The organism is Actinomadura darangshiensis, from assembly GCF_004349235.1.
GTDB lineage: Bacteria > Actinomycetota > Actinomycetes > Streptosporangiales > Streptosporangiaceae > Spirillospora > Spirillospora darangshiensis.
The window spans coordinates 1-20,802 of the sequence record NZ_SMKY01000156.1 but is presented as its reverse complement, the minus strand read 5'-3'; the positions used below and the strand labels follow the sequence as shown (position 1 = coordinate 20,802).

23 protein-coding genes are annotated in these 20,802 nt (G+C 71.3%); 11 read left to right on the top strand and 12 right to left on the bottom strand.

All coding sequences use genetic code 11. From position 1 onward, the window contains the following. Positions 1–643 precede the first annotated feature (643 nt). Both E1293_RS28465 and E1293_RS28460 read right to left on the bottom strand, forming a co-directional pair. Positions 644–1,384: a class I SAM-dependent methyltransferase gene (locus E1293_RS28465; RefSeq protein ID WP_132200563.1), complete on the bottom strand. Its 741-nt coding sequence runs from the start codon at positions 1,382–1,384 to the stop codon at positions 644–646. 125 nt (positions 1,385–1,509) lie between these two features. Next, positions 1,510–4,134 (bottom strand): helix-turn-helix domain-containing/SEL1-like repeat protein, encoded by a 2,625-nt coding sequence (locus tag E1293_RS28460; protein ID WP_132200562.1) that lies wholly within the window; start codon positions 4,132–4,134, stop codon positions 1,510–1,512. A 122-nt stretch (positions 4,135–4,256) separates the two neighbouring features. Between E1293_RS28460 and E1293_RS28455 the strand changes: the two genes are divergently transcribed. The 3 genes from E1293_RS28455 (at position 4,257) to E1293_RS28450 (ending at position 5,812) form a co-directional block, all read left to right on the top strand. Then, on the top strand, positions 4,257–4,469 hold the full coding sequence (locus E1293_RS28455) for a hypothetical protein (protein WP_132200561.1): 213 nt from the start codon (positions 4,257–4,259) through the stop codon (positions 4,467–4,469). 519 nt (positions 4,470–4,988) lie between these two features. Beyond that, the gene (locus tag E1293_RS47735) at positions 4,989–5,129 is read left to right on the top strand and encodes a hypothetical protein (protein WP_165978428.1); all 141 of its coding nucleotides are present in this window, start codon (positions 4,989–4,991) and stop codon (positions 5,127–5,129) included. Positions 5,130–5,203: 74 nt separating this feature from the next. Further along, positions 5,204–5,812: a hypothetical protein gene (locus E1293_RS28450; RefSeq protein ID WP_207939139.1), complete on the top strand. Its 609-nt coding sequence runs from the start codon at positions 5,204–5,206 to the stop codon at positions 5,810–5,812. A 10-nt stretch (positions 5,813–5,822) separates the two neighbouring features. Here E1293_RS28450 and E1293_RS28445 read toward each other — a convergent pair whose 3' ends face one another. From E1293_RS28445 to E1293_RS28435, 3 genes are read right to left on the bottom strand one after another with little or no spacing between them, the layout of a single operon-like run. Further along, positions 5,823–7,001, bottom strand: a complete 1,179-nt coding sequence (locus E1293_RS28445) for a cytochrome P450 (RefSeq protein WP_132200560.1) — start codon at positions 6,999–7,001, stop codon at positions 5,823–5,825. 12 nt (positions 7,002–7,013) lie between these two features. Then, positions 7,014–7,730: a helix-turn-helix domain-containing protein gene (locus tag E1293_RS28440; protein WP_132200559.1), complete on the bottom strand. Its 717-nt coding sequence runs from the start codon at positions 7,728–7,730 to the stop codon at positions 7,014–7,016. After that, positions 7,723–8,286: a TetR/AcrR family transcriptional regulator gene (locus E1293_RS28435; protein ID WP_207939138.1), complete on the bottom strand. Its 564-nt coding sequence runs from the start codon at positions 8,284–8,286 to the stop codon at positions 7,723–7,725. The genes E1293_RS28440 and E1293_RS28435 overlap by 8 nt, the downstream gene beginning before the upstream one ends. A 59-nt stretch (positions 8,287–8,345) precedes the next feature. On the opposite strand from E1293_RS28435, the gene E1293_RS28430 reads away from it, so the two are divergent. The 4 genes from E1293_RS28430 (at position 8,346) to E1293_RS28415 (ending at position 13,720) form a co-directional block, all read left to right on the top strand. Then, entirely contained in the window at positions 8,346–9,086 is a 741-nt protein-coding gene (locus tag E1293_RS28430) for an SDR family oxidoreductase (protein ID WP_132200557.1), read from the top strand. A 99-nt stretch (positions 9,087–9,185) separates the two neighbouring features. Further along, complete coding sequence (locus E1293_RS28425; protein ID WP_132200556.1) at positions 9,186–9,527, top strand: CU044_2847 family protein; 342 nt, start codon at positions 9,186–9,188, stop codon at positions 9,525–9,527. 4 nt (positions 9,528–9,531) lie between these two features. Next, on the top strand, positions 9,532–11,496 hold the full coding sequence (locus E1293_RS28420) for a serine protease (protein WP_132200555.1): 1,965 nt from the start codon (positions 9,532–9,534) through the stop codon (positions 11,494–11,496). Positions 11,497–11,785: 289 nt separating this feature from the next. Beyond that, positions 11,786–13,720 carry a WD40 repeat domain-containing protein gene (locus E1293_RS28415; protein ID WP_341770216.1) on the top strand — a complete coding sequence of 645 codons (1,935 nt, stop codon included), beginning with the start codon at positions 11,786–11,788 and terminating at the stop codon, positions 13,718–13,720. On the opposite strand, the gene E1293_RS28410 is transcribed toward E1293_RS28415, so the two are convergent. Beyond that, complete coding sequence (locus tag E1293_RS28410) at positions 13,624–14,850, bottom strand: MFS transporter (protein ID WP_207939137.1); 1,227 nt, start codon at positions 14,848–14,850, stop codon at positions 13,624–13,626. The two genes, E1293_RS28415 and E1293_RS28410, sit on opposite strands and share 97 nt — an antisense overlap. Positions 14,851–14,922: 72 nt before the next feature. Here E1293_RS28410 and E1293_RS28405 point away from each other — a divergent pair, with 72 nt between their 5' ends. After that, the gene (locus E1293_RS28405) at positions 14,923–15,768 is read left to right on the top strand and encodes a LysR family transcriptional regulator (RefSeq protein ID WP_243716654.1); all 846 of its coding nucleotides are present in this window, start codon (positions 14,923–14,925) and stop codon (positions 15,766–15,768) included. Positions 15,769–15,773: 5 nt separating this feature from the next. Here the strand turns inward: E1293_RS28405 and E1293_RS28400 are convergent, their stop codons facing one another. After that, positions 15,774–16,292, bottom strand: coding sequence for a CGNR zinc finger domain-containing protein (locus tag E1293_RS28400; RefSeq protein WP_243716652.1), 519 nt, complete (start codon positions 16,290–16,292; stop codon positions 15,774–15,776). 89 nt (positions 16,293–16,381) lie between these two features. Between E1293_RS28400 and E1293_RS28395 the strand changes: the two genes are divergently transcribed. The 3 genes from E1293_RS28395 to E1293_RS28385 all read left to right on the top strand — a co-directional run bounded on the left by E1293_RS28395 (position 16,382) and on the right by E1293_RS28385 (position 18,296). Then, on the top strand, positions 16,382–17,026 hold the full coding sequence (locus E1293_RS28395) for a LysE family translocator (protein WP_165978427.1): 645 nt from the start codon (positions 16,382–16,384) through the stop codon (positions 17,024–17,026). A 74-nt stretch (positions 17,027–17,100) separates the two neighbouring features. Continuing rightward, positions 17,101–17,940, top strand: coding sequence for a sigma-70 family RNA polymerase sigma factor (locus E1293_RS28390; RefSeq protein ID WP_132200551.1), 840 nt, complete (start codon positions 17,101–17,103; stop codon positions 17,938–17,940). A gap of 2 nt (positions 17,941–17,942) precedes the next feature. Next, entirely contained in the window at positions 17,943–18,296 is a 354-nt protein-coding gene (locus tag E1293_RS28385; protein WP_132200550.1) for a DoxX family protein, read from the top strand. A gap of 20 nt (positions 18,297–18,316) precedes the next feature. On the opposite strand, the gene E1293_RS28380 is transcribed toward E1293_RS28385, so the two are convergent. From E1293_RS28380 to E1293_RS28360, 5 genes are all read right to left on the bottom strand, one after another. Beyond that, positions 18,317–19,081: a glucose 1-dehydrogenase gene (locus tag E1293_RS28380; protein WP_132196518.1), complete on the bottom strand. Its 765-nt coding sequence runs from the start codon at positions 19,079–19,081 to the stop codon at positions 18,317–18,319. An 84-nt stretch (positions 19,082–19,165) separates the two neighbouring features. Further along, a complete protein-coding gene (locus tag E1293_RS28375; protein WP_132200549.1) occupies positions 19,166–19,777 on the bottom strand; it encodes a GTP-binding protein in 612 nt (203 codons plus the stop codon). After that, entirely contained in the window at positions 19,758–20,126 is a 369-nt protein-coding gene (locus tag E1293_RS28370) for a DUF742 domain-containing protein (RefSeq protein ID WP_132200548.1), read from the bottom strand. Before E1293_RS28370 ends, E1293_RS28375 begins: the two co-directional genes overlap by 20 nt. Before the next feature lie 6 nt (positions 20,127–20,132). Continuing rightward, on the bottom strand, positions 20,133–20,549 hold the full coding sequence (locus E1293_RS28365) for a roadblock/LC7 domain-containing protein (protein WP_132200547.1): 417 nt from the start codon (positions 20,547–20,549) through the stop codon (positions 20,133–20,135). After that, positions 20,546–20,802, bottom strand: a 257-nt coding sequence (locus tag E1293_RS28360; RefSeq protein ID WP_207939135.1) for a hypothetical protein, incomplete at its 5' end; no start/stop codon positions are given. The genes E1293_RS28360 and E1293_RS28365, both read right to left, overlap by 4 nt.

The following is a 20,802-nucleotide window of genomic DNA, read 5'->3' as shown; positions in this document are numbered from 1 at the left end:
ACGGAGTAGTCACTGGAGAGCCGGATGCCTGGAAAGCGGGCACGTCCGGTTCGGGCCGGGGGCCGTTGGAAAAGGACCTGCCCAAACAGGCACCTCGCCAACGGCCTACCGGAACCGGCGACAACACGGCGCTGCGGCGCCGCTGCGCAGGCCGCGGGGTGAACTATGTGGCCCTCTGCTCAACCTGGCAGGATTCCGCACCAGAGGAAGAGCCCTTACGTCGGCTACTTCCTGAACGAGTACGGGGAGGAACTCGTCTTCGCTCAGCGCCTGGGCGAGAACACCGCTCGGCTCTGGCACAGCGATGCGGACTGGCAGGTGTTCCGCGTCGGAGACCGCTCGATCAGGGTCGACAGTCCCTTGGAAGGAGTGATCGCCGTTGAAGACTTGATCATCCACCGCGCCGAGGCCACATGGCTGTCGTCATGCTTGTCCGCGTCCCGCCACCTACGCCCAGGACAATCCTGACCGCCCCTTCGACCGCCGCCACGGCCGGCCGGTCACACTCGTCGGGCTGGGCACCCTGCGCGCCGGCGGCCCGCCCGACCGGAGCCAGCCAAGTATTCGGCGGAGGTGAAGACGGACATTTCGCCGCCGGTAGCGGCGAGGAACTCGCCGGGCGGGCGGCCTGGGGTGGGGGTGTTTACGGTTTGTGGGTTATCCAGAGCATTTCTGCTGGCCAGTGGCGTGCCCAGTCGGGCGGGTCGGTTTCGTTGTAGCCGTTGGGTGTTCCGGGGTCGGGCCGCGGCTCGATGAGGTCGTCGATGATGAGGCCCGCGCCGCGCAGGGTCTTGATCCAGTCGCCGTAGGTGAGCTGATAGCTGGCCGCACCCTGGTCTTCGGCGATGGTGTTCAGCCCGAAGTAGTCGTGGTGCAGCGTGGTGGTCACGCGGCGGGCGTCTTCGTCGTAGCAGACTTCGAACCATGGGCTGGCGGTGTTGAACACTAGGCGCCCGCCGCGGCGCAGGACGCGTGCGGCCTGCGGGACGGCCAGGTGCGGGGGCGCCCAGCTGAGGCCGCCGTGGTCACAGAACACCAGGTCGAAGCTGCCGGCGGCGAACGGGAGCAGTTCGGCGGCGCCTTGCACCAGCGGGTAGCGGGCCGCTCCCATCGCGCGGGCTGCTGCGGCGAGTTGAGCTTCGGACAGGTCGAGCCCGACCACGGTGGCGCCCTCGGCGGCGAGTGACCTGGACCACTGGCCGGCGCCGCAGCCGAGTTCGAGGACGCGCTTGCCCTTAACGTCGCCCAGGGCGTGCAGGTGCGCGTCGGGGATGGAGTACATGCCCCACAGCCGGGGCGCGGCGCCGATCTGCGGGTCGTGCTCGTGCTGGTAGCCGCGGCTGATCTGGTTCCAGTACTGCCGGTTGGCGGGGATGCTGTCCACCTGCCGACTCCAGCACTGCCTGGCAGGGACGGTCAACACGATTTGGGCACGCCCCAGGTTTTTCCGCTGCACGTGGTGCGGGTCGCGATTTCCGGCCTGGACGACGACGCTAACGCCATCCGCGTCTACGAGGTGGAGTCCTGGTGTGGTGATTCGCCTTCCGGCTTTGGGGTCCTTTGAAGGCGCGCTAGCTTGTTTGCCGCGTCGGTATTGCCGAGAGTGGCGGCGATCTTGTAGTAGTCCTGGGCTTCTTCGGTGGCTCCTCGGTTTTGTAGTAGGAGGCCGAGGTGGTGGGCTGCTTGGCCCAGTGCTTCTTCTTCCGTCTCCGATCTATCGCGGAAGTCGAAGAGTTCTTCGAGCATTTCGCGCAGGATTTGTTCGGCCTTCTCGGGCTCATGCTGCTTGATGTGGATGTTGGCGAGCTGCTGCATGCCAAGGATGTCGCCAGCGTCGATTGCCTGCCGGTAGTATTCTGCGGCCTCACGCAGCTTGCCCTGGCTGCGTTTCACGTCGCCGAGCGCCCTGATCGCCGTGACGTTGCCCATCTCCATGGCGTGCCGGAACCAGGGCTCGGCGCCCGGGACATTGCCGCGGGACGCCAACTGCCTTGCGAACGCGAACACTTGTTCGCTGTCGCCCGCCGCCCGCTCCCGTTCCAGCCATTGCGCCAGTCCGGCCTCGTCGCCGTATTGGTCGAGCAGCATCGCGTAGTTGAGGACCGCTCGGCCGTAACGCGCCTCAGCCGATTTGCGCAGCCAGGCGTCGGCCTCACTCCGACGGCCGCGCTCGGGCTTGAGGACGAGGGCGAGATTGAACATGCCGATGGGATGGCCGGCCTCGGCGGCGTCGGTGAAAAGGCGTTCGGCTTCGGCCCACTTGCCGTCCTCCCAGCAGAGTTCGCCCAAGGCGACCATCGCGTCGGTGCCGCCGAGGTTTGCGGCCCACCGGCACCAGTGCTCGGCCTCGACCCGTTTGTCCTCGGCCAGCAGCCTTATGGCGAACTCGACGACGCCGCGGCCCCGGCCCCCGGTCACGGCGTTGTCGATCCAGGACTCCAGTTCGTCGTCGCGCCCGGCGTCCAGCAGCAGCGACGCCATCTCCTGGAACGCGTCGTCATCGCCGGCCTCGGCGGCGCGCCGCAGCCAGACCTCTCCTTGGTCGAGGCTCCCGTCCGCGCACAGTGTGATCCCGGTAAGCCTCATCGCCACGGGGCCGCCCTCCTCGGCGAAGGGGCGCAGCCACCGCAGGTACCGGGTTGTGAATGTCCAGTCCTCGCCGCGGTGGGAGGACGAGCTGCCGGACAGGACGCCTCCCACCAACTCCCAAGCGCGGTCGAAGCCGACGATCCGCCCGAACCGGTCCAGGGCCAGATCCGCGAGCCGGGGTTTGTCGGTGTCGAGCACGCCGGCGACCACCTGCCCGATGACGGCCCTGGCATCGCGATCGGGAAGGCGGGACAGCAGCGTGCTGAGGACCTGTTCGGGTATGGCCGGTGCGTCGGGATCGTGCTGGGCATGGTCGACGAGGTAGTCGAACGCCCAGTAGCCGTTGTCGGTCCGGGGCAGCAGGCATGAGCTCGCCCCGCTGACCGGCTCGGTCGCCCAGGTCAGGGCCTCCTCGATGGTCGGCCGGTCGGGACGGTGGGCGTCCGCGGGATCGAGATAGAACCGGGCCAGTTCGGTGAGCAGGTCCAGGGACAGCGGCTTGCTGTTGTAGTGCAGCCGGCGGCAGTCGACGGCGGCGGAGACCAGTGCGGCGCCGAGCAGGTGCCGGCCGCCTCGCCCGGCCAGCCACCGGGCCACCGCCGGCGGACCCGCGGCCAGGTGTTCGGCCAGGCCGGTCGCATCGCCGCTGTCGAGCCAGCCGGCGATGCGCGGATCGTCGCGCAGCCCGGCCGCCCGCTCCCTTTCGACGGGGCTGAACCTCAATTCGAGCCGGATGACCGCGGCCACCCGCAGGGCGTCCGCCGCCGAAGCCGCCTCCCCCAGGCCGGGCCGCTGCTCCAACCGCTGCCGCTCCTCCGACCGCAAGGTCGCGAGAACCACCATGTCCTGCCGCCCGCGCGGACACAGCCGGGTGAGCATCCGCAGGTCGAATCCGCCTGGCCCGCCGAAGCATTCGAGATTGTCCAGCCAGACGACCGCCTCGCGAAGCCCGCCGGGCGTCTCGCTCAGGGCCGCCAGCTCGTCCCGGTCCGCCGGGATCAGCAACTGCCGGTCGGCGGCGACGCGGCGGATGGCCTCGGCGGCGGACCGGCTCTTGCCCGCACCTGAGCGGCCCTCGACGATGACCAGGCCGCCGCGTGCCAACGCAGAATCGATCAATCCGTCCCGGTCGCGTGGCACGTACGGGGGGTACCAGGCGTGCCGTCCGCCCTCGTCGGTGGGGCGGGCGTCGGCAAGGCCGAGCGCAGGGTGGACGCCGAGCTCGGTGAGGTCGGCCTCGCCGACCCGCTGGACCTGCGGCGGGATCGGCGCGGCCGTGCCACGGATGCCCGCCGCTGGGTCTGCTTGGTTTCGGAGGGCCAGCAGGGGCTCTGGTGCGACTCGTAAAGCCTTCGCGAGCCGGATGACAGTGGCTTCGCTCGGGACCTTCTTCGAGTCGCCGCTGAGCGCCTGGCTGATCGTTGTGCGACCAAGTTGGGCCCTACTCGCCAGGACGGACATGGTCAGCCCCTGCTCATGCCGCGACTGCCTCAGGCGCCGCTTGAGGTCATCCAACGCCGCAGCAGATTCGTCGTCTGGCTTCATGTCACCTCCGCCGGGGCTGCGTTCGAATGCGTTCGTTCTTGTTCAGATGAACGCTGGCGAACCAAATCTCGATGAGCCTTGTGTTCCCGCTCGGACGTGCGGGTGAGGAAAGGCGGAGGCCCATGAGCCCCATTGAGATCGGAATCGTTCTGTTCGTGCTCGCCTTCGCGATCACGACGCTCGGCGCGACGCTTGCCGGGGTGGCGGCCGCCGTCCTGGCCGGCAAGGCCGGTCTCAGCCGGCCGGCGGCGGTGATGGCGGGTGCCAAGGCGTTCGGCGGGACCCTGACAATGGCCATCGCCCTCGCGGCCGTGATCATCGGAGCTTGCAAGTAGTCGGTGCACGACCGATCCGGCGGCCGGCGGCGACTGGCGCGGGAGTGCGTGACGGGTTCGCGTCTCGCCTGAGGGTGATCGCTGCCAGTCCTCACACCTGGATTGTATGGATATTCCGTTCGGTCCAGTGCTTCTGGAATGGTGCCCGGTAGCATGTGCGGTCGGGTCCGCAGCCGGGCTGGGGGCCACCACCCGTGCCGCCGCGGCCGCCGTCGCGGACGTGGCGGATGCTACGGCTGCTCAACCCCTTCTTGGCCGGGCGTCAGGTGTGCCGGCCGTCGCGGCCGGGCCGGGTGGACGATCCGTCGGTGCGCAAGGTGCAGGTCCTGCGTGCGGTGGTCGGTCTCGTCGCAGTGGTGTGGGTCCTGGTGTCGTACCGCCTCGTCTCGGACGCCGGGTCGGTGGCCTACCAGCGGTTCGACCAGGTCGCGACTGACCGGCGGCCCGGTCGGGGATCCGCCCGAGAATCCGACCGGGTCCTTCTACGCGCTGCTCGCGTACTTCGTCTTCCTCTGCTTCTTGGCGCTGTGGGTATTCGTGTTCTTCCTCTACGGGGCCGCCCTCACGCTGGTGCACATGTTCCGCACCGCCGACATCCACGAGGTCCTGCCCCCGGTCATCGCGACCCTCCTCACCCTCCGCCAAGCCCTCGGCCGCTGACCCGCGCGTGTGCCTGCGCTTACGAACCTCTTACGTGATCTGACGGGGAGGCCCGGCGGTCCTACGATCGCCGCGTGTCGACCATCCGAAGCATGGCTCTGGTAATCGCAACGCCGCTCGTGCTGGCCGTGGCGGGCCTGATGCACCCTGGCGGGCTGTCCAGGGCGACCGCCACCCATTGGGCGAACATGCACGTCGTTCTACTGCCGGTCTTTCCGCTGCTGCCCCTTGGGCTGCTGGTCGTCCTGTGGGGTCGGCCGCGCCGTGATCTCCCGGGTGCGGCCACCGTGGTGGCCTGGATCGCCGCCTTCGCGTACTCCACCTTCTACACCGGGCTTGACGCGGTCGCCGGCATCGCGGCGGGAACGACGGTCGAGCACGCTCACCGGGAAGCGAACCTGCAAGCGCTGAAAACCCCGCTCTACGAAAAGGCCGATGTACTCGGACACATCGGGGCCTTCGCCCTCATCATCGCCGTCGTGGCCACCGCGGTGGCGCTGCTGCCCCGGCACGGCATCCGGGTTCTTCCCGGGACGGCCGTGCTCCTGATCTCGGGCTGGTCCTTCATCGACAGCCACATCTTCTGGCCGCGCGGCGTGTACACCATGCTGGGGCTGGCGTTGGGCTTCGCCCTCCTGAACTGGGCATCCCGGACGGACGCGCCGCAGTCCCCGAAGACCTGAGGGCCGCTCGTCAGGAGTCGTCCGGTCCGGTCAGGGCGAGGTCGAGGACGTCGATGCCGACCGGTGTGCGGGCGGTGTCGATCCGGCCTACCGACCATGGGCCGGGGCGCCGGTGCAGGAGCGCGCGTACCGCGATCGCGACCTGGTGCCGGGCCAGGTGCGCGCCGAGGCAGAAGTGCACGCCGCGACCGAAGGACAGGTGTTCGCCAGGTGCGCGGTCCGGCCGGAACCGGTCCGGATCTGCGAACACCCTGGGGTCCCGGTTGGCTGCGAGGATCATGGCGATCACCCGCTGCCCGGGGTCGATCGCGTGCCCGGCGATGCCGGCCGGGCCGGTGGTGAACCGGTCGGTGCCGCCGATCGGCGGGAGGAATCGCAGGACCTCCTCGATGGCAGTGGGCACCAGATCGGGGTTCGCGCGCAGTTCGGCCAGCGCGTCCGGGTGGGCCGTCAGGCACAGGACGGTGTTGACCAGCAATGTCCTGGTGGTCTCGTGGCCGTTGATGAGCAGCAGTGCGCAGAAGTTGAGCAGTTCGTCGTCGGTGAGCCGGCTGCCGTCCGGCTCGGCGGCCAGCAGGACGCTGATGATGTCGTCCCGGGGGCGGTCGCGACGGTCTGCGAATACCTCTCGGAAGTACGCGGACAGCTCGGCCCGCGCGGTTCGGAACGCCGCCCGGCGTGCCGGGTCCTGGGTGAACGAGCCGGCGAAGGAGGTGATCGCCTCGGTCCAGCGCACGAAGTCCGGCTGCCGGACGGGCTCGACGCCGAGCAGCGCGCTGATGGTGCGCACCGGCAAGGGGTGGCCGAGCCGGCCGATGACGTCCAGCTCACCGTCCACGCCGGCCAGCTGGGCCCGCACCGTGTCGGTGATCGAGGGCAGCAGAGTCTGCGTCGCGCGAGGGGTGAAGGCCCGGCTGACCAGCTTGCGCAGCAGGTGGTGCCGCGGTGGGTCGATCGCGGCCAGGCTGCCCAGGACGGGGTTGTCGCGGTGCGGCACAGGTCGCGCGCTGTAACGCAGCTCGTCGGAGGAGAACACCTGGTGGTCGGTCAGTACCTGCTGGACTTCGGCATGGCCGTGTACCGCCCAGGCGCCGGGACCCTCCAGGAAACGCACGCCATCGCCGGCGAGGCCCTCCCGCGCGGTCTCCCGGTGCCAGTCGAAGATCTCCTCGACAACGTCATCGCCCATGCCTGGAGCGTGTCAGCGTCGTTGTGCGGGCGCTTGGAGAAAACGGACATCGTGCAGCAACGTGTTCGGGGGTACTCCCACCGCTTCCCGGAACCCGGCGAGCAGGTGCGATTGGTCGTAGAAGCCACTGCGTACTGCGATGTCGGCCCACTGCGGAGTCTCGCCCCGGGCCAGCGTGGCCCGCGCCGCGGCCAGCGCGTGGTGCAGTCGAACCACCTGGATGTAGGACTTCGGCCGGAGCCCGACGGCGACCACGAATCGGCGCCGCAGTTGCCGTTCGGACAATCCCACCTCGGCCGCGTGCCGAGCCACCGGAGCACCCGGGTCCGCGTGCATGACCGCCAGCACCGTGCGGACCCGTTCGTCGAGGCGGCACTGCCCCGCCCGCGCCCGGACGAGTGCCAGCGCGTCCGCAAGCCGTGCCTGCGCCGTCCCGTGCAGTCGCCCGACCTCGATGGGCGCCCCGGCCAGCGGCACCTCGTCGGCCGCCACCCCGAACAACCCGGTCACGGCGCCCGGTCGCAACCGCACTCCGACCAGCGCTCCGCCCAAGGGCAGCGCGCCCTGCCGGTGGCGTGTCTCCGGCCCGGCCAGCCGGCACCGCCCGTCCGGCATCACCACCAGGTCGACGGCGGGCTGCGGTAGCGCTCGCGGCACCGCGGCGCCGCCCAGGATCCAGCCCCCGGCCACCAGGCGGGCCAGGTCGGCGGGGGCGGGCGGCTCAGTCACGGTGGTGTGCGCGGAGGCCGTTGACGAGGATCGACAGCAGCCGCGGGCCTCGCGCGTCGAGTTCGGTGTCGTCCAGCCGTGACAGCCAGCTGATGAGGATGATGACGTCGCGCGCCTCGGCGTCGGCGCGGACGCCGCCCGCCGAGCGTCCGGCGGCCAGCAGCAGTTCCACCGCCGCGCCGATCGGGCCGAGGCTGTGGGCGGCGAGGTCCTGCCACGTCGCCGCCTCGACGGCGGCGAATATGTCGCGTTTGACCCGGGCGTAGGCGGCCACCCGGTCGAACCACGCCGCCAGGGCGTCCAGCGGCGGATGGGTTTCCAGTAGCCGAGGGGCCGCGGCGACCAGGTCTTCCACCTCGCGGCGGTACACCTCGGCGAGGAGGTCCTCCCGGGTCGGGAAGTGCCGGTACAGCGTGCCCTGCCCGATGCCGCAGGCCTTCGCGACGGTATGGAGCTTCAGTTCTCCGGGCTCGTGGACGAGTTCGCGTGCCGCTTGCAGGATCCGCTCGCGGTTGCGCTGCGCGTCCGCACGGCGCGTTCTCGCGGAACCGGACATGTGTCCGCTAGGGTTGTCGGGGTAACCGGACATATGTCCACTCTAGTCGGAGGATCGTCATGACCATCCAAGGCAAGGTCGTCGCCGTCACCGGCGCCAGCAGCGGCATCGGTGAGGCGACCGCTCGCCACCTCGCGTCCCTCGGCGCCGCCGTCGTCCTCGGCGCCCGCCGCACCGACCGGCTGGACCGGCTGGTCGCCGAGATCCAAGCCGCCGGCGGCGAGGCGGCCGCCATGAGCGTCGACGTGACCGATCCCGACGACCTCAAGTCGCTCGTCGCCCTCGCCGTCGAGCGCTTCGGCCGGCTGGACGTCCTGGTCGGCAACGCAGGGGTCAGCAGGATCAGTCCTGTCGCCGATCTTGACGTCGACGGCTGGTCGGCGATGGTCGATGTGAACCTCAAGGGGGTTCTGCACGGGATCGCCGCGGCCCTGCCGGTGTTCCGCGGGCAGGGCGGTGGCCACCTCGTCACCGTCGTCTCGACGTCCGGGCTGAAGATCGTCCCGACCCAGGCGGTGTACGCCGGGACGAAGAACGCGGTGCGCACCCTCCTGGAGGCCCTCCGGCAGGAGAGCACCGACGGGGTTCTGCGGACGACGTCGATCTCCCCGGGCTACGTCCGCACCGAGCTCATCGACCACGCCGTCGACGATCCGGCCGTACTCGAGCAGGCCAGGCAGAACATGGCCGCTCTCGGCATCGACCCCGCGGCCGTGGCCCGGGCGATCGCCTTCGCGATCGACCAGCCCGACGACGTCGAGATCGGGGACCTGACGATCCGGCCCACCCGCCAGAACTGAGCGACACCGCGGGTCGCGTTCTCGTTTTGCTGTTCCGAGGCGCCGCCAGGGCCGACACTTGACGGAACGTGCGGGGACGAGGTGCGCCGGGAGGAACGGGTGGGCGAGGTAGCGCGGTACGAACTGGACGACGGCACGCGGGTGGCGTTCGAGATCGTGCCGGGGGACGGTTTCCGGCCGGCGGGGGCCGCGGACGTGGCCGGCCGGGTACGGGACGCGGTCGACCCCGCGGTCCGGGCGGCGCGGGTCGTCCTGGAGCGGCTGAAGGAGGCGGCGCCGGACGAGGTCGAGGTGAAGTTCGGCATCAAGGTCAGCGGCAAGGCGAACTGGGTGGTCGCCAAGGCGTCCACCGACGCGAACTTCGAGGTCAAGCTCGTCTGGCGGGACGGCCCGCCCGCACTGGTCCCGCCAGAAGAGGAGCCCGCCGAGGAGGGTGCGTAGGGGGATGGAGGAGTCGGGCCGTCCCGCGGACGAGTCCTGGATCGCCGCCGTGCACGCGGCCGAGCGGGACTACACCGCCCTCGGCGGCGCGGTGGTCATCGACCGGTACCGCCTGCTGACCTGCGCGCACGTGGTCGCCGGCCGCGAGGAGATCTGGGTCGCCTTCCCCAAGGCCGACCGGCTGGTCGAACGCCGCCGCGTCGCCGTGACGCGCGCGGCGGCCGAGCCGGTCGCCGATCTGGCGGTCCTCGTCCTCGACGATCCCGTGCCCGAGGGCGTCCTGCCCGCTCGCCTGAAGTGCCCGCGCCCCGGCGACCTCGACGGCATCCGCTGGTACGCCTTCGGCTTCGGCGCCGGCGATCCGCTCGGGAACGCGGCCTACGGCACGGTCGGCAGTGCCCTCACCTATGGCTGGATCCGGCTCGACACCCGGTCCGGCTACGGGGTGGAGCGCGGCTTCAGCGGAACCGGGCTGTGGTCGCCGGAGTACGGCGCCGTGATCGGCGTCGTCGGCCAGGCCGGCGGGCCGGGCGACGGCCGCGCGGTGACCCTGGCGTTCGCCGACGACTACCTTCCCGGCGAGGACCTGCGCGGGCTGACGGCCTGGTCGGCCGGTCAGGCGGGGGACGCGGCGCTGACGGCCTGGGGGTGGCGGCTGCGCGAGGATGCGCAGGCCACCGCGCACTGGCAGCCGCGGGCGCGCGGCGTGACCGTCGACAGCGAGGGCGGTTTCCGGTTCCGCGGCCGGCGCGCCGCTCTCACCGCGATCGCCGGCTGGCTCGAACGCGCCGAGACGACCCGCAAGGCGCTGGTCGTCACCGGCATGCCCGGCGTCGGTAAGTCGGCGGTCCTGGGCCGGGTCGTGACCACCGCCGACCCGGAGCTCGCGGCGTCGCTGCCGTCCGCCGACACCGCCGTGCGGGCGCCGCTCGGCTCGGTCTCCTGCGCGGTCCACGCCAAGGGCAAGTCCGCGATGGAGGTCGCGACCGAGATCGCCCGGGCCGCCTCGGCCCGGCTCCCGGCGGTGCTGGACGACCTGCCGTCCGCCCTGAACGAGGTCCTGTCCGAGGCCGGCGACGGAACGCGCTTCAACGTGGTCCTCGACGCCCTGGACGAGGCGTCGTCAGCCGCCGAGGCCCGCGCGATCATCAAGCGGATTGTGGTGCCGCTCGTCGAGACGTGCGCGCGCAACGGCGTCCAGGTCGTGGTGGGCACCCGGCGGCACGACGACGGCGGCGACCTGCTCCTGCCGTTCGGGCAGGCCAAGAGCGAGATCGACCTCGACGAGCCCGGGTACTTCGAGCTTGAGGACCTGGCGGCCTACGCCCAGGCGACCCTCCAACTGCTCGGCGATGAGCGGTCGGACAACCCGTACAACGACCCCGCGATCGCCGCGCCGGTGGCCCACCGGATCGCCGAGCTCGCGGACCGCAACTTCCTCGTCGCCGGACTGGTGTCCCGGGCGCACGGCATGCACGACGACCGGCCGATCGCGGCGGACGAGATCTCGTTCACGCCGACGGTCGAGGACGCTCTGCGGACGTACATGGAGCGCATCCCACCGGCCGCTGACTTCGACGCCGCCGAGCTGCTGACCGCCCTGTCGTTCGCCCCGCCCGCCCGGCTTCACCGCGGACCTCTGGAGGGAGGCCGTCAACGCGCTGTACGAGCCGACGATCAGCGCCGATGCGCTGGCCCGGTTCGTGCGCTCGTCGGCGGCCAACTTCCTGGTCGAGTCGGGCGGCGAACCGGGTGCGCCCAGCTACCGGCTGTTCCACCAGGCGCTGAACGACACCCTCCTGGACGACCGCCAGGGCGTCAGCCTGCCCGAGGAGGACGAGGCCGCTCTCGTCGGCGCCTTCATCGATATCGGCCGTGCCGGACGGTGGGCGACGGCTTCCGCCTACCTGCTCCGGTCGCTGCCGGAGCACGCACTCGCGGCCGGCCTCCTCGACGAGCTTCTCGGTGACGACGACTACCTGCTCCACGCCGAGCTGCCCCAGCTGGTCCCGCTGGCCAAGCATGCCGAGTCCCCCACGGGCCGGACCAGGGCACGGTTGCTCCAGCTCACGCCTCGGGCCCTCGCCGCCACCCCGGCCGAACGGCTCGCCCTCTTCAGCGTCACCGAGGCGCTGGAGGGCCTGGGCTACGCCTTCGGCCGCCATCCCGGCCTAGCCGCCTACCGGGCGTGGTGGGCGTCGTCCACGCCCAGGCGCGAACTCGCCCCCCTCGAAGGCCATGACCAGCGCGTCCGGAGCATGTGCGCGGTGCGGTGGCCCGGCCGGCCGGAGACGATCGCCAGCGTGGGCGGTCATGGCGGCCGCGTGTGGAATCTGGATACCGGCCAGTCGCCGCTCGTTCACGGCACCGCGGGAGAGGTCGCCAGAAGCGTGTGCGCGTACCTCGACGACGGCCGGATGAGGCTGGCGATGGGCCTGGCGGACGGCAGGATCCTCATCCGCGACCTTGAGTCCGGTGCTCACCTCCGCACTCTGAGCGGCCACCGCGGCATGGTCAACGGCCTCTGCACGTTCACCGCCGGCGGCCGGACGTTCCTGGCTTCGGCGGGCCACGACGGAACGGTCGGCGTCTGGGACCTCGCGGCCGGCCACGGGGAGCTGCTGACCGGGCACCGCTATGAGGTCAACGCCGTCTGCGCGACCTCGGGCCTGCTGGTCTCGGCGGGCGGTGACGGGACGGTCAGGACGTGGGACCCGTCGGCCGGTGCCGAACTCCAGGTCCTGCGGCGGCATCAGGGTCCGATCAACGATCTGTGCACCGTGACGACGGCCGACGGCCGCGAGCTGGTCGCCTCGGCGGGCGGCGACGAAACCGTGGGGCTCTGGGAGGCGCACGCGGACCCCAGCAGACTCGATTTTCTGCGTTCGCTGTTCGGGCACACCTTCGCGGTGCGGGGCGTGTGCTCGTTCACCAGGGACGGCGATACGTTCCTGGCCAGCGCCGGCGGCGACACCGTGCTGCTGTGGGATCTCGCGACGAACAGGTACCGAGAGGTCGGGCGAGACGACGGGCACATCTGGTCGGTGTGCCATGTCGACGTCGACGGCCGTCCCGTGCTCGCCAGTGGCGGACCCGACGGGACGATCCGCCTCTGGGACGTCGACGCCGCCACCGACCCGCCCGACCAGGAGACGCTGCCGGCCGAGCAACTCGCGGTGGCCCACTGGCCGTCCGGGAAAGCACTGGCCATCGGACGAGGCGACGGGAAGCTGGCCCTGTGGTCACCCGATACGTCGACCGTGACTTACATCGGGCAGGTCGACGGCGTTCTGGACGGCCGTCTTGGAACCGTGACGTGCCAGCCTCGGGACGGTGCTCGCCGCGACTACCTGTGCGTCGCCGGCCAGGGGCGCCTGGTCCTCCGGTACGGCTTCGGCGGGAAAAAGGCGGTGGGTCCTGTCGCGTTGAGCGGCATCGGGGGCCGCAACGGGGCGGTCACAGAGTTCCGAGGAGGCATGCTGCTTTCCTACGCGGATGAGCACCACGTGTTCTCTGTCTACCTCAATCCGGTCGACCTGGACCTCCTGGAGCAGGATCCAGAAATTCAGCTGGACAACAACCGGCACCGCCTCAGTGACGAACTCTTCGACATCAATGCGATATGCAATGTAGGTGGCCCTGGTTTTGTGCAGGTATTCGCGGCAAGTGGCACGCAGATAACGTCATGGACGGGTTATCCAGACGGCATGCTCGACCAGGGCGGCGAACTCCTCGAGTACTCTCCCGCCGGGAGCATCGGAGTCCCGCGGACGATCAGCGATCTGGCCGCCCTGTGGGTCGGTGAGTCGCTCGTGCTCGCGGTGACGCAGGGCCCCAGGATCGATCTCTGGGTGGCGGAGCGGCCCAGATCGCCGCTGTCGCCCAATTACCGGAATCTCACCTTGGACGGCACGCTGAACGGCGGGGCCGGTGACATCAAGTCCCTCCACCCGTTTACGGCCGACGACCGTCCCATGCTCGCCGCCGTGGGCGCCGACCGCGTCGTCCAGATTTGGGACCTCAACGCGCGGACGGGCGTCATGTCCATCCCGTTCCCTCATCGAGTCCGCTCGGTGTGTTTCGACGATGGAACCCTTTACGTCGGGCTGTCGGCAGGAGTCGTCGCGGTTCGGCTCTCTCCCGAGGTTCTCCATTCCCGACGAGATGCGGAGGAGCGGCGGGCCAGAAGGTAGCCGGTCAGGGCGGTCGCCATGGCGGCCAGCCCGGCGGTCGCGTAGCCGCCTGCCGGCACGGTGGCGTCGATCGCTATTCCGACGATCGGGGATCCGAGCGCGAAGCCCGCGCTCTGCGCCGAGGATTGCAGGCCCGTCGCCTCGCCGCGCACGCCGGCGGGGGCGAGGCGGCTCACCGCGTCGGCGACCGTGGAGAGGGTCGGCGCGGCGAGGAGTCCCGCACCGGCGCTCGCCACGCACAGCCAGCGCCATTCGTGGGCCAGTCCGGCGGGGATGGTCGCCAGCCCGAGCAGTCCGAGCAGCAGCCATGTGGGCAGCGGGCGGGGGAGCGCGCCGTACACCAGGCCGCCGGTGATGGAGGCGATGCCGTACACCGCCACGACCGCGGCGGCCCAGGACGTCTGGCCGGCTTCCTTGAGGGTGGCGACGATGGCCAGGTCGGTGCCGCTGAGCAGCGTCGTGGTGCCGACCGCCATCACCAGCACGGCGATCATGCGCGAGTCCAGCCACTCCCGGCGGCGGGGGCGGCCGGCGGTGCCGGTGCCCACCTCGTCCTCGGCCCGCAGGGGCGGGTCGAGGAGGGCGAGGCCGACTCCGCCCGCCATGATCAGGGCGCCGACGCACCAGGCGACCACGTCGGGGGACGCCTTCGCCGCGCAGACGATGACGATCGGCGGGCCCACCATGTACGTCAGTTCGCCCTGCACCGATTCCAGCGCGAAGGCGGCCCGGCGCTGTCCCGCCGTTGTCATCGCGGCGATCGCCTGCCTGGTCACCGGTTGGGCCGGCACCATCAGCAGACCGGCCGCGAAGGCGGCGCCCAGCAGGGTCCCGTACGGCAGGACCGGCACGCTCAGCCAGAACACGATCTGCAGCACGGCGGTGACCAGCAGGACGGTCCGTGGGCCCCGGCGGTCGATCAGGCGGCCGAGCAGCGGCCCGCCCAGCGCGATCCCGGCGGTGAGGGTCGCCGCGACACCGCCCGCCGCCGCGTAGCTCATGTCCAGGCCCAGCACGACGTACATCGTCAGCGCGGTCACGTCGGCGGTGATCGCGGTGCGGGCGAGCAGCGAGACGCCCAGCAGCGATGCCAGTCCCGGGACGGCGAGTACCTGGCGGTATCCGGTCACCGGCGTGACGCTAGGTCATCCGCCGGGCCATAGGAAGTGGCCAGTTCGTTAGGTCCGGCATAATGAATGCTTATGGCCGTCAGGGATCTTGAGACCGGGCTGCTGCGGTCGTTCGTGACCGCGGTCCGGGCGGGCAGCATCACCCGCGCCGCGACCGCGCTCGGACACACCCAGCCCGCGCTCAGCCAGCAGTTGCGCAGGCTCGAAAGCGTCGTCGGCCGTCCGCTGCTGCACCGGTCGCCGTCGGGCGTCTCACCGACCCGGGCGGGAGAGGAACTCCTGCCGTACGCCGAACGCATTCTCTCGCTCTCCGCGCAGGCGCTCACCGAGACCGGGCGCGCGCTCACCGGCCACTGCGGCGTCGGGCTGCTCGAAGACCTCGCCGCGTCCCAGCTCCCGCAGGCCCTCGCCGACCTCGCCCGGTTGCACCCCGGCGCGACGCTGGAGGTGCTCTGCTCGTCCAACGCCGCGACGCGGGAGGCTTACGACACGGGCCGCGTCCAGCTCGTCCTCGACGAGGTCAAGGACCTTCCCGGGCCGCCGCGCTGGACGGTGCGCCGCCCGCTGGTCTGGGCGATCGGCCAAGGGGTGGAGGTGACCGCCGATCCGCTGCCGGTGGTGCTGTTCTCCAGCACGTGCACCTGGCGCACGTCGGTGCTGGAAACCCTGGAACGGGCCGGTCGCCGCTGGCGGGTGGCGTTCGAGAGCAACAGCCTGCTCGGTGTGCTCGCCGCGGTGCGGGCCGGGCTCGGCGTCGCGGCGCTCATGCCCGCGAACCTCGAACCCGCTATGGCCTGCCACGACGCGGACGCGCTGCCGGCCTTGCCGGACGTCGAGTTCGGTCTCGCGCGGCACCCGCGCACCGGGGGCGATCCGCTGGTCGACGCCGTGGAGACCGCGCTGCGGCGCATGATCTGAGTGCCCTAGCCGGCGGCCGACCGGCGGTTGCGGAAGGCGGCGACGCGCGTCCGGTTCTGGCAGGTCACGGAGCAGAAGCGGCGCCGCCCGCCGGGAGAGGTGTCGACGTAGACGTCGGCGCAGCGGCGGTCCGCGCACGCGCCGAGCCGGCGGGAGTCGTGCTGGGCGAGGTAGTCGCGCAGGGCGACGGCCGCGGCGGCGAGGACCGTGTCCCGTTCCTCCTGGACGAGCCATCCGGCGTGCAGAAGGTCGCCGTCGGCATGCAGCTCCGGGCGGACCCCGGTCTCGCTGAGGAGCCCGGTGACCAGCCGGGCGCGCTCGGTGGAGCCGGATGTGGTGAACACCGGGTGGAGGCGGTCGGCGATGCCGGCCAGCACGCGGTCGCCGACCCGCACGCCGAACCGTTCCTCGATCTCCGCCGCGGACGGGTACGGCTGGTCGCTCCGGCCGTCCTCGCGGCGAGGGTCCGTCCCCCACCCGTTGACGAGCTCGATCAGCGTCTCCAGCGGCATCGCCTCGACCATAGGACGATGGTAACGCGAAGACCCGGACATATGCGTTGCACGCCCGAGACGGCTCCAGTAACGTACTGACCAGTCCTATGGCGTTACAGATGGAGGTCGGTGTGCTCGACCCCGCGGTCCTTCCCGGCTATCTCCTGGCGGTGCTCCTCGTCACCGTCCCGCCAGGGCCGGACAACGCCTACATCATCGCGGTCGCGATGGACCGGGGTTCGCGCGCGGGCGTCCTGTCCGCCGTCGGCATGTCACTCGGCATGCTCGTGCACGCGACCGCCGCCGCGCTCGGCCTCGCCCTCGTGCTGCAGTCGGCCCCGAACGCCCTCACGGCGATACGCCTGGGCGGGGCCGCCTACCTGGCCTGGCTCGCCTTCACCACCCTGCGGAGCGCCCGGCGGTCCGGGCACATCGGGCACGCCCCGCCGCCCGACCGGCAGATCCTGGGCCGCGCGGTCCTGACGAACCTGACGAACCCGAAGATCATCCTCTTCTTCGCGGCGTTCCTGCCGCAGTTCGCCAGGGACGGACGCGGCCCGGCCGCGCTGCAGTTCCTCACGCTCGGCCTGATCTTCCTGCTCGTCGGCCTGATGTGGGACAGCATCGTCGGGCTGCTCGCCGCCCGCCTGGGCGCCGCCCTGCGCGGCAGCGGACGCGCCGCGACCGCGGTGACGATCACCGCCGGACTCACCTTCGCCGCCCTGGCGCTCCTCCTGCTCCTGCAAGCCCTCCCGATCGGCTGAGCTTCACGGGTCACCTTTTGCGGGAGTGGTGCGTCTGGAGGGTGGACGTGCACGGTGGTCGGGGAGGTGACGTGATGGCGGAGGACTCGGACCGGGTCTTCGAGCGCGAGCGGCCGCGTCTGCTGGCGGTCGCGTTCCGGATTCTCGGATCGGACGCCGACGCTCAGGACGTCGTCCAGGAGGCGTGGACCAGGTTCGTCCGTGCCGACGCCGACGAGATCCGCAACGTCCAGGCGTGGCTGACGACCGTGGTGACCAGGCTGTGCCTGGATCTGCTGCGGCGGTCCCGCGAGGACCCGCGGCCCCCCGAGGATCTGCCGGACGCGGCCGGTGAGAGTCCGGAGGAGGTCGTGCTGCTCGCGGGCGAGCTGACCGCGGCCTTCACCGTGGTGGTCGAGGAGCTGACGCCTCCGCAGCGGGTCGCGCTCATCCTGCACGACGTGTTCGGCGCGCCCTTCGAGGAGATCGCCCACATCCTGGGGACGACCGAAGGGTCGGCGAAGAAGCTGGCCAGCCGCGCCCGCGGACGGGTCAGGCGGACCGGGTTCCCGGACGTGGAGTCCCGCGAGGCCCGTCGAGTGGTGAGCGCCTTCATGAAGGCGGCTCAGCAGGGTGACATCGACGCCCTGGTCGAGGTCCTGCATCCGGATGTGACGAGGACGGCCGACCCGCAGGTCCTTCCGCCCGGTGCCCCGCAGCGGGTGCACGGGGTGGCAAGCGTGGTCGACGAGACCCGTGCGATGCGTGCCAGCGCTCGGCGGGCCCGCTTGGTCAGCATCGACGGGCGGCCCGGCATCGCGGTCGGGCCAGGTCCGAATGCCGCGCTGGTCTTCCAGATCGCCGGTGGGCGGATCGTCCGCTACGACGTCGTCGCCGATCCCCGGCGGCTGGCCCTACTCCATATCGAGGACTGACCATGGTCATCGCCTATGTCGCCGTCACGCTCGTCACGGTCGCGGTCAATGCCGCGATCGTCGTCGCCGACCTGGCCAAGGCCGAGTTCGTGCTCGCCAACTCGGCCGAGGTGGGCGTGCCGCGGGCGTCGCTGCCGCTGCTGGCCGCGCTCAAGGCCGCCGGCGCGGCCGGGCTCGTCCTCGGCCTGGCCGGGCTCGACGTGATCGGGATCGCCGCGGCGGCCGGGCTCGTGGCCTTCTTCGTCATCGCGGTCGCCGCCCATGTGCGCGCCCGGGTCTTCTCCAACATCGCCTTCCCGGGCGCCTACCTCGCGCTGGCCGCCGCGTCGCTGGTCCTCGCGGTCGGCGCGGGGTGAGGGCGCCCGGGACGGGTTCGTCAGCCGGCGGACATGCCGCAGTCGACGGCGATCGACTGGCCGGTGATGTGGCGGGACGCGTCGGAGCACAGGAAGGAGAAGGTTTCGGCGACGTCGTCGGGGTCCAGCAGGACGCCGGTGGGGTGCAGTGCGGCCGCCTGCTCCTCGGTGAACATGCCGCCCTGGATGGCCTGGTCGAGCAGGGCGGTGCGGACGACGCCGGGGCAGACCGCGTTGATCCGGATGCCCTGCTTCACGTACTCGATGGCGGCGGTGCGGGTCATGGCCACCACGCCGCCCTTGGTCGCCGAGTAGTCGGAGATGCCCAGCGGGAGGCCGACCAGTCCGGCGACGGAGGCCATGTTGGCGATCGTGCCGCCGCCTTGGGCGAGCATCTGCCGGATCTCGTACTTCATGGACAGCCAGACGCCCTTGAGGTTCACCGCGACCAGCCTGTCCCAGGACTCCTCGGTGATCTCGTGCAGCGCCGAGCCCTGCTCCTCGATGCCGGCGTTGTTGACGGCGCAGTCGAGGCGGCCGTAGGCGTCGACGGCGGCCCGCACCGCCGCCTCGGCGTCGGTTGCGGAGGTGAGGTCGGCACGGACGAAGACCGCCTCGCCGCCGTCCCGCTGGATCGCCTCGACGGTCTGCTTGCCGCCGTCCTCGTTGATGTCGGCGACCACCACCCGTGCCCCGCGCGCCGCGAACATGCGCGCCGTCGCGGCGCCGATGCCCTGCGCGGCACCGGTGATCAGCGCGGACCTGCCCGCGAACACTTCGCTCATCTGGAACTCCTTCTGAAGGCGGGGGATGGCAGGCGGCGACGGGGCTCACCGCCTGTTCGATGAAAGGTCTTCCCGGGCGCGGGTTCAGGGGCGGGCCGTCGTCCTGTCCAGCACGTGCTCGACCACGGTGATCAGCACGCTCTTCGCCGACTCGCGGTCGCGCACGTCGCACAGCAGCAGCGGGACGCTCTCGTCCAGGTCCAGGGCGATGCGGACGTCGTCCGGGTTCTTGCGCTCGGCGCCGTCGAAGCAGTTCACCGCGACCATGAAGGGGGTGCCGCGCTCCTCGAAGTAGTCGACCGCGGCGAAGCTGTCGGCGAGGCGGCGCACGTCGGCGAGCACCACCGCGCCGAGCGCACCGAGCGACAGCTCGTCCCACATGAACCAGAACCGCTGCTGGCCCGGCGTGCCGAACAGGTACAGCACCAGGTCGTCCGGCAGCGTGATCCGGCCGAAGTCCATCGCGACGGTGGTGCTGGTCTTCCCGTCGACGCCGGTGGTGTCGTCGACGCCGACGCTCCGGTCGGTGAGGACCTCCTCGGTGCGCAGCGGCCGGATCTCGCTGATCGAGCCGACCATGGTGGTCTTGCCGACCCCGAACCCGCCCGCGATGAGGATCTTCGCGGCGATGAGACGGTCGCCGCCGGTCGCCGCGGCAGTGTCTCGGACGGCGGCGTCAGAGTGCACGTAGTCCATTGAGCAGCTTCCTTAGTACGAACTCGTCCGGAACATCACCGGTGCTGGTCGGGCGCAGCGCCCTGAGCAGGTTCTCGTCGCGCAGGTCGTCGACCAGGACGCGTACGACCCCGATGGGCAGGTCGATCTCCGACGCCAGGTCGGCGAAGGTGATCGGCTGCCGGCAGAGCGCGAGCAGGGTGCGGTGCTCGGGATCCAGCCGCGCCCGCCGCGGCACGGCGACCCCGGTGGCCTCCAGCACGGAGATCAGGTCGAGGCCGTCCTCGCGGAGCCGGGTCCGGCCCCGGGTGACGGTGTACGGCCGGACGACCGGTCCCGCGTCGTCGTCAAGCCAGCGATCGCTGCTCACCGGGCCTCATCTCGGACTCGAACCCGACAGCCGGGCGGTCGCCGGCGGCCGTTCGGCGAGCCGCTCGGCGAATTCGGTCATCTCGTACGCGATCGCGCCGACGTCCGACTGCGGCAGGCCCACCAGTGCGACGCACGACCGGTCGCCGGCCGGCACCATGAACACCAGGAAGGTGTCCATCTCGATCAGGGTCTGCATCAGCTCGCCGCCGCCGAACCGCCGGCACGCCCCGCGCGCGAGACCCTGCACGCCCGCGACCAGCGCGGACAGGTGCTCGGAGTCCTCCCGGCCGAACCTGCTGGAGGACGCCACCACCAGCCCGTCGTTGGTCAGCAGGACCGCCCCGCGCACCGAGCCGAGGCGGACCATCATGTCGTCGAGCTGCCGCTGCACTTCCCGCTCCGTCATCGGTGCCGGTGTCATCGGTCCCCCTCGGTGTCGTCGCGTCCTTCGGGGACGGTCGGGGTCGACTCGGCTCGCCCGCGCCGCCAGCCGCTCTGCATCGACGCCATGACCGAACGGGCCCGTTCGGGTGAGCGCGCGGTGCCGCGTCCGGACGCCGGGTTCTCGCCGGTGTCCCGGGCGGAGGCGGGGGTATCGCGCAGCTGCGGGGCGAGGTTGGCGCGGCGCACACGGCGCGGCATACCGGCGTGCATGCCCGGGGACTCCGAAACGC